Below are 11,328 nucleotides of genomic sequence, written 5' to 3' on the forward strand. Positions count from 1 at the left end.
AAATAAACACACGACCGAATCCGCTTCGCGCTGGTGCATTTGCTTCTGAGATCGGCTGTTCTTGCTCCGAAAAGGAGCAAAAAAAGCGCGTTTGTCCTAAAACACACTTGGGTGCAACTTAATCGGCAGAAACTGGTTGCACCTTATTTGCTTTGTTGAATAGCATTCGCGCACCAAGGTGCAACCAACCCTCTGGGTGGGTTCATCGGCTGGCGGCTTTCCTGGGGAAACGCCAGTCATAAATGCGCGGCATGCAGGTTCGTCTATCCGGTTATCCACGGGTGGCCGTCCCCATGACCGTCGCTACATAAAAACAAAGCCAGGGCGTCACTCCTATGAGCGTTAGTAATCCAACCCTGATCACGTTCGTGATCTACATCGCAGCAATGGTGCTGATCGGCCTGATGGCCTATCGCTCCACCAACAACCTTTCCGATTACATCCTGGGCGGTCGCAGCCTCGGTAGCGTGGTGACAGCCTTGTCCGCCGGTGCTTCCGACATGAGCGGCTGGCTGTTGATGGGCTTGCCGGGCGCGATCTACATGTCCGGTCTGTCGGAAAGCTGGATTGCCATCGGCCTGATCGTCGGTGCCTACCTCAACTGGTTGTTCGTGGCCGGCCGCCTGCGCGTGCAGACCGAACACAACGGCGACGCCCTGACCCTGCCGGATTACTTCTCCAGCCGCTTCGAAGATAAAAGCGGCCTGCTGCGGATCATCTCCGCCGTGGTGATCCTGGTGTTCTTCACCATCTACTGCGCCTCCGGCATCGTCGCCGGCGCCCGCCTGTTCGAAAGCACCTTCGGCATGTCCTACGAGACCGCGCTGTGGGCCGGTGCTGCGGCGACTATTGCCTACACCTTCATCGGTGGTTTCCTGGCAGTCAGCTGGACCGACACCGTGCAAGCCACGCTGATGATCTTCGCGCTGATCCTCACGCCGATTATCGTGCTGCTGGCCACCGGCGGCGTAGACACCACCTTCCTGGCCATTGAAGCCAAGGACCCGACCAGCTTCGACATGCTGAAAAACACCACCTTCATCGGCGTTATCTCGTTGATGGGCTGGGGCCTGGGCTACTTCGGCCAGCCGCACATCCTCGCGCGCTTCATGGCGGCGGACTCGGTTAAGTCGATCGCCAAGGCGCGTCGCATCTCCATGACCTGGATGATCCTGTGCTTGGGCGGCACCGTGGCGGTGGGCTTCTTCGGTATCGCTTACTTCTCGGCGCACCCGGAAGTGGCGGGCCCGGTGACTGAAAACCCAGAGCGTGTGTTTATCGAGCTGGCCAAAATCCTGTTCAACCCATGGGTTGCCGGTGTGTTGCTGTCGGCCATTCTGGCGGCTGTGATGAGCACCCTGAGCTGCCAACTGCTGGTGTGCTCCAGCGCCCTGACGGAAGACTTCTACAAGGCGTTCCTGCGCAAAGGCGCTTCCCAGCTTGAGCTGGTATGGGTCGGTCGCATCATGGTGCTGGTAGTGGCCTTGATCGCCATCGCCATGGCCGCCAACCCGGAAAACCGCGTACTGGGCCTGGTCAGCTACGCCTGGGCCGGTTTCGGTGCAGCCTTCGGCCCCGTGGTACTGATCTCGGTCATCTGGAAACACATGACCCGCAACGGCGCCCTGGCCGGCATCCTGGTCGGCGCGATCACCGTGATCGTGTGGAAGCACTTCGAATTGCTGGGCCTGTACGAAATCATCCCAGGCTTCATCTTCGCCAGCCTGGCGATCTACTTCGTGAGCAAGATGGGCGCACCGACGGTGGGCATGGTCGAGCGTTTTGATGCTGCGGAAAAAGATTACAACTTGAACAAGTAATTCGCTGGGCGTTTAACGCCTGCTGAACGAACAAGAAAGGCCCACGTCCGAAGGACACTGGGCCTTTTTTTGTGTGGGCTGATTGGTGCAATTGCCGTCGATGCTCGTGGGTTCCAGCGGTGCTCACGTAGGACCTTACTTATTTGCCGAGGCAGCGCTCGGCAAGGCGAACGGCTGGTGCAGAATCGACCGCCCACCCTTCGCAGAGAAACACCGGATGTTCGCTCCTGCCAACCAACCTGCATTTACCCTGGCCCTGGATGGGGCGCCGAGTGATTTCGAGGTGTTCGCGTTCGACGGCACCGAGGCCATCAGCCAGCCCTATCGTTTTGAACTTGAGCTGGTCAGCGAGCAGCCGGATATCGACCTGGAGGGCTTGCTGCATCGCCAGGTGTACTTGGGCTTCGACGATCAGGGGCATGGCGTTCACGGCCTGGTGTATCGGGTTGCCCAGGGCGACTCGGGCCGGCGCCTGACGCGCTACCAGCTCAGCCTTGCGCCGCATCTGGCGTACCTGGCACACAGCAGCCACCAGCGCATTTTTCAGCATAAGACGGTGCCGCAGATTGTTGCCCAAGTGCTGGCCGGGCAGGGGATTCACAGTGACCGCTTCGAGTTCCGGTTGAGCGGTGATTACCCTGAGCGTGAATATTGCGTGCAGTTCGGCGAGAGCGACCTGGCGTTCATCCAGCGCCTGTGTGCCGAGCTGGGTATTCACTATCACTTCCAGCATTCCCCCGCAGGGCATCTGCTGGTGTTTGGCGATGACCAGACCGTATTTGCCCAGGCAGATCAGCCCACGCCGTACCGGCCTGGTTCGGGAATGGTCGCCGCTAACCCTGCGATCAAGCGCTTCACCTTGCAATTGGCGACCTGCACCACGGCGTTGAATCTTCGCGATTACGACTTTCGCAAACCCCATGTCGAGCTGGAAAGCGCAGCCGTCGACAAGTCATTGCCCAAGCTTGAAGCGCAGCACTACCCCGGCAAGTTTTCCGACCGAGCCCAAGGCAGATGCCTCGCCCAGCGTGGCCTGGAGCGGTACCGCAGCGACTATCGTAGTGCCCATGGCCAGGGCGATGAGCCTGCGTTGGCCAGTGGCCGGTTTCTGCAGTTGCGTGAGCACCCCCGTGAGGACTGGAACGACCTGTGGCTGGTGACGCAGGTGCGCCATGAAGGCAAGCAGCCTCAGGTGCTGGAGGAAGCGGTCACCGAGGAGGACGGAGGGGAACTGCGCCAAGGGTATCGCAACGCATTTGTCGCCGCGCCATGGGATGCGGTGTTTCGTCCGCCCTTGCCGGAGCAGCCGCGCCCGACGGTATCGGGATATCAAAGTGCAGTGGTCACCGGCCCGGTTGACAGTGAGGTTCACTGTGACGAATACGGCCGGGTCAAGGTGCAACTGGCCTGGGATCGTGTCGGCGAGCACAACGACCATTCCAGTTGCTGGCTGCGGGTCGCCAGTGGCTGGGCCCATGACCGTTATGGCGTGGTGCTGATACCCCGGGTTGGCATGGAAGTGCTGGTGGGGTTCGTCAATGGCGACATGGATATGCCGCTGGTGGTGGGGTGCCTGCCCAACGCCGCCACGCCTGTGCCCCTCGACCTGCCCGCGGACAAGACCCGTAGTCTCTGGCGTAGCCAGAGCAGCCCTGGCGGTGGTGGCTACAACGAACTGCGTATCGAGGACCGCAAGGGTGCCGAGGAAATCTACCTGCGCGCCCAGCGGGACTGGACCCAGCATGTGTTGCACGACCAACAGGTACAGGTCGATAACCAGCGTCGCGTGCAGGTGGGCGGCGAGTCGCGCCATGAGTTGCAGGGCCAGGAGCAGCGCATCACCCACGGCAACCGTTTGACCGAGCTCAAGCAGGATGACCATCTGGTGGTTGGCGGTTCGCAGCACATGCGTGCCGGGCAAATCATTGCGCTGGGGGCCGGGCAAAGCATCATCATTGATGCGGGTGCCAGCGTGACGATCCAGGCGGGCGGGCAGTCGATCACATTGTCAGCGGGCGGGATTTTCAGCAGTGTGCCGATCCAGCTCGGCAGCGCGCCTGCCCCGACGCCGGCGCCGTTAATGTCTGGGTTGAAAGAGGCTGTATCGACAGTGATTCCCGCACCGTTAAGCCGTGCACAAGTGTTCAGCCTCAAACGCAGCGCGCCGTTCTGCGAAGAATGCGAGCGCTGCAAGAACGGCCAGTGCGACATCGACGCCCATACACGGAGTGCGTCCTGATGCCCGCGCTCTTGACGCCCAATGCCTGGCTGGCGCAATACCCGTTGCAGCCTGATGAACAGCTGTACGCCGTGCTGGGCAATGCCAGCGACGCCAAGCCGCTCGCCGCCTGGCAAGCCACGGCCGCTGCAAAGATGCCGCGACCGATCTGGGCGGGCACGGCCTACGCTGACTGGGATGAGGTCATGCCCTACGTTGGCGTCGTTGAGCCGAGCAGTGCCTTTCTCGATTGGATAGCCACCACCCAAGCGTCGGATTGGGGCTGGCTGGCGGTCTCGTCCAGCCCGCTGGAGGTGGTGATCGCGCATTTCAAGGGTTTGACCCAGGTGTACCTCTCTGAAAACCAGCCGGTGTTTTTGCGTTTCTGGGATGGCGCGCACCTTTTGCCGATGTTGCAGTCATTAGGCGACGAGGCCGGGCGCGTGTTGCCAGTGTTCCAGCGCTACTTGATCAACGGCCAGCCGCTGTCGGTGGCGGCCAAACCAGTCACTGCGGCCCCAGCCAGCCCCTGGTGGCAGGTGCCGGAATCGTTGCTCAAGCATATGGCGCAGCAGTCACCGCAGGTGCTGGTCGACAACCTGCTGCAATGGCTCCAAGAGCAGCGTCCTGACCTCTATACCGCGTTTACGCCAGCAACCTTGCAGCATAAAGTCGCCTACTTCGCACGCAGGCCGCAAATCAGCCATGGTGCACTGGCTGATTACCTTGCCTCGCAGCTCAGTTGAGCCCCTGGCGATAGCGTCACTTCCGTGCCGCCCGCCATGCGGCCCTGCACCTTTGCACCGGTAGAAGGTAAACTTCGCCCCCTGCGCAGGAGCAACCATGAATTATCGTCACGCCTTTCACGCCGGCAACCATGCCGATGTCTTCAAACACCTGACCTTGACCCGGCTCATCGCCCTGATGTCGCGCAAGGAACAGCCGTTCGCCTACCTCGACACTCACGCAGGCATTGGCTTGTATGACTTGCAGGGCGACCAGGCCAACCGCACCGGTGAGTACCTGGAAGGCATTGCCCGCCTGTGGGGCGCAAGCGACCTGCCGCCGCTCACCGCCGACTACATGCGCGTGCTGCACGATATGAACCCAGATGGCCAGTTGCGCTACTACCCGGGCTCGCCGGAACTGGCGCGCCGCCTCACGCGGCCCCAGGACCGTGTGTTGCTCAACGAGAAGCACCCTGAAGATGGCGTGCTGCTCAAGGACAACATGAAGGGTGATCGCCGCGTCAAAGTGCACCTGGGCGAAGGCTGGCACGTGCCACGGGCCTTGCTGCCAGTGCCGGAAAAGCGCGCGCTGATGCTGATCGACCCGCCGTTTGAAAAACTCGACGAAATGCAGCGTTGCGCCGCGTCCCTCAAGGAGGCTGTTAGCCGTATGCGCCAGACGGTGGCGGCGATCTGGTACCCGGTGAAAGACCAGCGCATGTTGCGCCGTTTCTATCAGGACCTGGCCGGTACCGGTGCGCCGAAGCTGCTGCGTGTGGAGTTGCTGGTGCATCCGCTGGACACGCCCAATACCCTTATCGGCTCGGGCCTGGCGATTGCCAACCCGCCGTGGGGCCTGGAAGAGGAATTGCGTGAGTTGCTGCCATGGTTGTCCAAGCAACTGGGCCAGACCCAGGGTGGCTGGCAGATGGATTGGCTGATCGCCGAGTAACCGATCGTTCCCGCGCTCCGCGTGGTAACGCAGCCTGTGACGCTCCGCGTCACGATGTTAAAAGCGGACGCGGAGCATCCAGTACGGCATTCCCACGCGGAGCGTGGGAATGATCATGGCACAGGGGTCAGATCGGGCAGGTCACGCCCGTGCCGCCGATCCCGCAGTAGCCCTGGGGGTTCTTCGCCAGGTACTGCTGGTGATACGCCTCGGCGAAGTACACCGTCGGGGCCTCTTCGATTTCCGTGGTGATCTCACCCAGGCCGGCCTTGCTCAGCTCTTGCTGATACGCCTCGGCACTGGCCTTGGCTGCCGCCAGTTGCTCAGGCGTGGTGGCGTAGATCACCGAACGGTACTGGCTGCCGATGTCGTTGCCCTGGCGCATGCCCTGGGTCGGGTTGTGCAGTTCCCAGAACATTTTCAGCAGGTCTTCGTATTTCACCTTGGCCTGGTCATACACCACCAGCACCACTTCGCTATGGCCGGTCAGGCCCGAGCAGACTTCTTCATAAGTCGGGTTGGGCGTAAAGCCGCCGGCGTAGCCAACCACGGTGCTGACCACGCCGTCGCGCTGCCAGAACTTGCGTTCTGCGCCCCAGAAGCAGCCCAGGCCGAAGATCGCAAAGCCGACGTCATCCAGGAACGGGCCCAGCAGTGGGTTGCCGTTGACGAAGTGCGTTTCGGGCAACTTCATCGGGGTTTCACGACCAGGCAACGCTTGTTCTTGAGTAGGCAGCACGTTTTTGTTCACCAGAATTTCCGAGCGCAAGACCATGATCAGTCCTCTCGTCAGGTTGAGTAACAGTAAATTGTCAGACAGCCAGTGTGCCCGAGTGTTACAGCGCTGTCAGGCGATTGGCCCGCGCGGGTAGCGTTTAAGCCTCTGCATCAGCTCGGCACCCGGGATCGGGCGGTCGAACAGGTAGCCCTGGCCCACGTCGCAACGGTGCCGGCGCAGGAACGCCAACTGCTCAGCGGTTTCGATGCCTTCGGCCACGACCTTGAGTTTGAGGTTGTGGGCCATGGCGATCACCGCCGAGGTGATTTCCATGTCGTCCTGGTTGTCCGGGATTTCATGGATAAAGCTGCGATCAATCTTAATGATGTCGATGGGGAATTTTTTCAAGTAGCTCAGCGACGAGTAACCGGTACCGAAGTCGTCCATCGCCAGGGTCAGGCCGAAGCTCTTGAGCTGGTCCAGTTGCAGGCGCGTATCTTCAGTGGCTTCCAGCAGCAAGCCTTCGGTCAGCTCCAGCTCCAGCAGGTTGGCCGGCAGCTGTTCCTCCTTGAGGATGGTGGCAATCGAGGCCACCAGGTCCGGGTCGGAAAATTGCTTGGGCGACAGGTTGATGGCCACCTGCAAGTTGCCCAGGCCTGCGGCCGTCAATTGCCGGCTCATGCGGCAGGCCTGGCGCGCGATCCATTTGCCGATGGGGATAATCAGCCCGGTTTCTTCAGCCACGCTGATGAACTGGTCGGGGCGGATCATGCCTTTTTCCGGGTGGTTCCAGCGCAACAGCGCTTCCATGCCCAGCAGGCGACCGCTGCGCAGGCATAGCTTGGGCTGGTAGAACACGTCCAGCTCGTTCTGGGTCAGGGCACGGCGCAGGTTGTTTTCCACGAACAGCTTGTAGCTGGCCTCGGCATTCAGCGCTTCGGTAAACACTTGCACCTGGTGCTTACCGTTGGCTTTGGCCTTGTGCAGGGCCAGGCCGGCGTTGCGCATCAGGGTCTGCGGGTCGCGGCCATGCAGCGGCGCGCAGGCCAGGCCCACGGAACCGGTTACGCTGATCAACTGGTTGTCGACGAACATCGGCTTGTCGAGGGTGGTCAGCAACTGGCTGGCCACCTGCTGGCCGGTCTCAAGGTCGGCATCGTCCAACAGCACCGCGAATTCGTTACTGGCAAAACGCGCCAGGCTGCCGCCGCTGCTCAAGCTGTTGCGCAGGCGGCGCGCCAGGCTGATCAACAACTTGTCGCCAGTCTGGTGGCCGAGGCTGTCGTTGATGCGCTTGAAGTTGTCGATGTCGACCAACAGCAGGCTGATCGGGCTGTCGCTGTCGCGGGCAAAGCGCTCGTCGAGGTTGCGAATGAACGCGGGGCGATTGCCCAGGTTGGTCAGGTTGTCGGTGTAGGCCAGGCGTTCGATGCGCTGTTGCGCCAGCTTGGTCTGGGTGATGTCTTCGTAGATGCCGATGTAGTGGGTCAGCTCGCGGTTGTCGCCATACACCTTGGAAATCGACAGCTGGCCCCAGTACGGTTCCAGGTTCTTGCGGCGGCTCTTGAACTCGCCTTGCCAGCTGTTGCTTTTGGCCAGGGCCGAAGGCGCGTCGAACAGCAATTCGCTGAGGTTCTCCAGAGCTGGCAGTTGGGCCAGGCGATGGCCGTGGACTTCTTCGGCGCTGTATTGGGTAATCGCGGTGAAGCTGGGGTTGACGTACTCCACCACGCCGTCGCAATTGACCAGCAAAAACGCGTTGGCGCTTTGCTCCACGGCGCGCTGGAACAAGTGCAGGGCGCTGGTGGCAGTGCGGCGGTTGTGGTTGTTGATGACCTGGGCGAACTGGTCTGCCAGCTCGCCGGCGAATGCGATCTCATCGGACTGCCAGGCGCGCGGGCTGCCACCTTGCTCCAGGCACAGCACGCCGACGACCTGGCCGTCGACACGGATGCTGGCGTCGAGCATCGCGTGGATGTCCTTGGCGCGCAGGCTTTCGGCCATTTCCCGGGTGCGTGGGTCGCGCAGGGCGTGGGTGGCGTCGATGGCGCGGCTGGAGTGCAGGGCCTCCAGATAATCCGGGAAGCCGCTGGCATCAATGGCTTCGGGCAGATGGTGTTGTTGATCGGCGCGGTGATAGGCGGAGATCGGTACCAGATGATGGCCTTCGAGGTTCCAGATGCTGGCGCAGTCGATCTGGTAAATGTCGCAGGCGCTGCGCGTGATCAGTTCAGCGGCTTCTTGCAGGGAATTTGGCGTTGTGTAGCGTTGGCGCGCCAGCAGCAGGATCAGTTCTTGCTGGGCGCGCACTCGCTCCAGGTGTTGCAACTGCTCCTGCTGCGCTCGCTGGTTGAGCTCCAGGGCGATTTGCAGGCGGCTGTTCTGGTTTTCCAGGTCGACCGTCGGGGCGGGTGCGCTGGTCTCGCTGAACAGCCCCTCGACCACCATCAGGTAGCCGCGCACCAGGTGGCGGTTATGTTGTTTGTAGGCCTCGCCCATCTCCAGCACGCTCAGCGGGCCGTCATGGGTGTGCAGGTTGTAGCGCACCAGATAATGGGGGCTGTGGGCCAGTTGCTGCTGGATCGCATCGTGCAACTGGTAGCGCGCCTGGGGTTCCATCAGGCTGGCGTAGGGCGTGCCGATCAAGGCGCAGAGTTCAACCGCCGGCAGGCCGAACTGGCGTTCGCAATTGGGATCGAGGTAGAGCAGGGCCCAGCTTGCCTCATTAAGCCGCTCGAAACGCAGCATACCGAGGCGCGAAGGCACCGGTAATTGCGTCACTACCTCGGCCGCCATACGGGCGACATCGGGTTGGCTTTTCATGGGGAAACTCGCTTGGGAAAATGCGCACTGCGCTGGGCTCACGCCCTCTTGACTGTCGACTGCGGCAAGGTTGCATCATGCAGGACGCAGTGACAAGAGAGGATGAAGGCTAAGTGCTATAAGCCTGTTATCGGCCGCGCGAGGGATTTCTGTAATTGGGGTGATCGATGGTGCGTTGACGCAGGTAGGGTGCTTGCGTGTGGCGAGCAAGCTTGCTTGCGCTGGGCTGCGCAGCGGCCCCAAAATCTTGGGAGCGCTTCGCACTCCAGCGGGAGCAAGCTCCCTCGCCACAGCAAGCTCGCTCCTACAAAAGACAGGCAAAAAAAGCCCCGCCAAGTGGCGGGGTTGAGGTACGAGCGTGGCGCTCGGAAATCGGTGTGGCAAGGGCCTTCCAGGTAACGGGAAGGCCCTGCGACTTACAGCAGGATGGTGCGGATGTCGTTCAGCAGCTGGCTCAGGCGCTGGGTGAAGCGCGCAGCCGCAGCACCGTTGATCACACGGTGATCGTAGGACAGCGACAGTGGCAGCATCAGCTTGGGTTGGAACGCTTTACCGTCCCACACAGGCTGGATGGTGGCCTTGGACACACCCAGGATCGCCACTTCCGGCGCGTTGACGATTGGCGTGAAGCCAGTGCCGCCAATGTGGCCGAGGCTGGAGATGGTGAAGCAAGCGCCCTGCATGTCGTCCGGGGTGAGCTTCTTGTCGCGGGCCTTGGCAGCCAGCGCAGCCGCTTCGCCAGCGAGTTGCAGGAGGCTCTTCTGATCGACGTTCTTGATGACCGGTACCAGCAGGCCATCCGGGGTGTCGACCGCAAAGCCGATGTGCACGTACTTCTTGCGAATGATCGCCTTGCCGCTTGGCGCCAGCGAGCTGTTGAAGTCCGGCAGTTCCTTGAGCAGGTGTGCACAGGCCTTGAGCAGCAGTGGCAGCACGGTCAGCTTCACGCCGGCCTTCTCGGCCACGGCTTTCTGCGCAACGCGGAACGCTTCCAGGTCGGTGATATCGGCCTGGTCGAACTGAGTCACGTGCGGGATGTTCAGCCAGCTGGCGTGCAGGCCTGCCGCGCCGATTTGCATCAGGCGGGTCATCGGCACTTCTTCGATTTCGCCGAAACGGCTGAAATCCACGGTGCGGATCGGCGGAATGCCCGAACCACCGGTAGCGCCGCCGGCAGCCGGAGCTTCCTTGGCTTTTTGCATCATGGCTTTGACGTAAACCTGCACGTCTTCCTTCAGCACACGGCCGTGAGGGCCGCTGGCTGCAACAGCGCTCAGCTCGACGCCAAATTCACGGGCCAGCTGACGCACGGCTGGGCCGGCGTGAACCTTGGCACCGCTTGGCGCAGGCGCAGCAGCCGCAGGGGCTGGCGCAGCTTCGGCTTTTGCGGCCGGAGCAGGGGCAGCAGCGGCAGGTGCCGCTTCAGCCTTGGCAGCCGGAGCAGCAGCCGGTGCTGGTGCGGCGGCTGGCGCAGCACCTTGTACTTTGAGCTTGAGGATGAAGTCACCGGTGCCGACTTCGTCTTCCAGCTTGACCGCGATGCTTTCCACCACGCCGGCAGCCGGCGATGGGATTTCCATGGAAGCCTTGTCGGACTCCAGGGTGATCAGCGACTGGTCGGCTTCGACGGTGTCGCCGACCTTGACCAGCAGCTCGATGATCTTGGCCTTGCCCGACGAACCGATGTCCGGGACGTGAATGTCCTGGACGGTCGCGGCGGCAGGTGCAGCGGCCGGGGCTGGAGCAGCCTCGGCAGCGGCAGGCTTTTCAGCAGCAGGTGCAGGTGCAGCGGCGGCCGGAGCCGCGGCCGCAGGGGCTGCATCAGCAGCGCCTTCGATTTCCAGCTCCAGCAGTTCGTCGCCTTCTTTCAGGCGGTCGCCCAGCTTCACTTTCAGGCTTTTGACCACGCCGGCCTTGGGAGCAGGGATTTCCATGCTCGCCTTGTCCGACTCGAGGGTCAGGATGCTCTGGTCGGCTTCGACGGTGTCGCCGACCTTCACAAACAGCTCGATTACTTCACCTTCACCGCTGCCGATGTCAGGTACGCGAATGAGTTCGCTCACAAAAAA

Annotated in this window: 7 protein-coding genes; 4 read left to right on the forward strand and 3 right to left on the reverse strand. The window is 61.8% G+C overall.

Features of this window, described 5'->3' with window-relative positions; all coding sequences use genetic code 11:
* Positions 1–335: 335 nt before the first annotated feature.
* The 4 genes from putP to ACP7CZ_RS09260 all read left to right on the forward strand — a co-directional run bounded on the left by putP (position 336) and on the right by ACP7CZ_RS09260 (position 5,718).
* A complete protein-coding gene (gene putP, locus ACP7CZ_RS09245; protein WP_034125609.1) occupies positions 336–1,820 on the forward strand; it encodes a sodium/proline symporter PutP in 1,485 nt (494 codons plus the stop codon).
* 217 nt (positions 1,821–2,037) lie between these two features.
* Positions 2,038–4,059 (forward strand): type VI secretion system tip protein VgrG, encoded by a 2,022-nt coding sequence (locus ACP7CZ_RS09250; protein WP_294148346.1) that lies wholly within the window; start codon positions 2,038–2,040, stop codon positions 4,057–4,059.
* Positions 4,059–4,784, forward strand: coding sequence for a DUF4123 domain-containing protein (locus tag ACP7CZ_RS09255; RefSeq protein WP_057975419.1), 726 nt, complete (start codon positions 4,059–4,061; stop codon positions 4,782–4,784). Before ACP7CZ_RS09250 ends, ACP7CZ_RS09255 begins: the two co-directional genes overlap by 1 nt.
* Before the next feature lie 97 nt (positions 4,785–4,881).
* Positions 4,882–5,718: a 23S rRNA (adenine(2030)-N(6))-methyltransferase RlmJ gene (locus tag ACP7CZ_RS09260; RefSeq protein WP_259038855.1), complete on the forward strand. Its 837-nt coding sequence runs from the start codon at positions 4,882–4,884 to the stop codon at positions 5,716–5,718.
* 127 nt (positions 5,719–5,845) lie between these two features.
* Here the strand turns inward: ACP7CZ_RS09260 and msrA are convergent, their stop codons facing one another.
* The 3 genes from msrA to aceF all read right to left on the reverse strand — a co-directional run bounded on the left by msrA (position 5,846) and on the right by aceF (position 11,322).
* Positions 5,846–6,493, reverse strand: coding sequence for a peptide-methionine (S)-S-oxide reductase MsrA (gene msrA / locus ACP7CZ_RS09265; RefSeq protein WP_014716620.1), 648 nt, complete (start codon positions 6,491–6,493; stop codon positions 5,846–5,848).
* Positions 6,494–6,565: 72 nt separating this feature from the next.
* On the reverse strand, positions 6,566–9,259 hold the full coding sequence (locus tag ACP7CZ_RS09270) for a putative bifunctional diguanylate cyclase/phosphodiesterase (protein WP_034125612.1): 2,694 nt from the start codon (positions 9,257–9,259) through the stop codon (positions 6,566–6,568).
* A 416-nt stretch (positions 9,260–9,675) separates the two neighbouring features.
* Positions 9,676–11,322, reverse strand: a complete 1,647-nt coding sequence (aceF, locus tag ACP7CZ_RS09275) for a dihydrolipoyllysine-residue acetyltransferase (RefSeq protein ID WP_054918893.1) — start codon at positions 11,320–11,322, stop codon at positions 9,676–9,678.
* Positions 11,323–11,328 lie beyond the last annotated feature (6 nt).

Source organism: Pseudomonas sp. DWP2-2, from assembly GCF_049897065.1.
In the GTDB taxonomy this organism is placed as follows: domain Bacteria; phylum Pseudomonadota; class Gammaproteobacteria; order Pseudomonadales; family Pseudomonadaceae; genus Aquipseudomonas; species Aquipseudomonas paracarnis.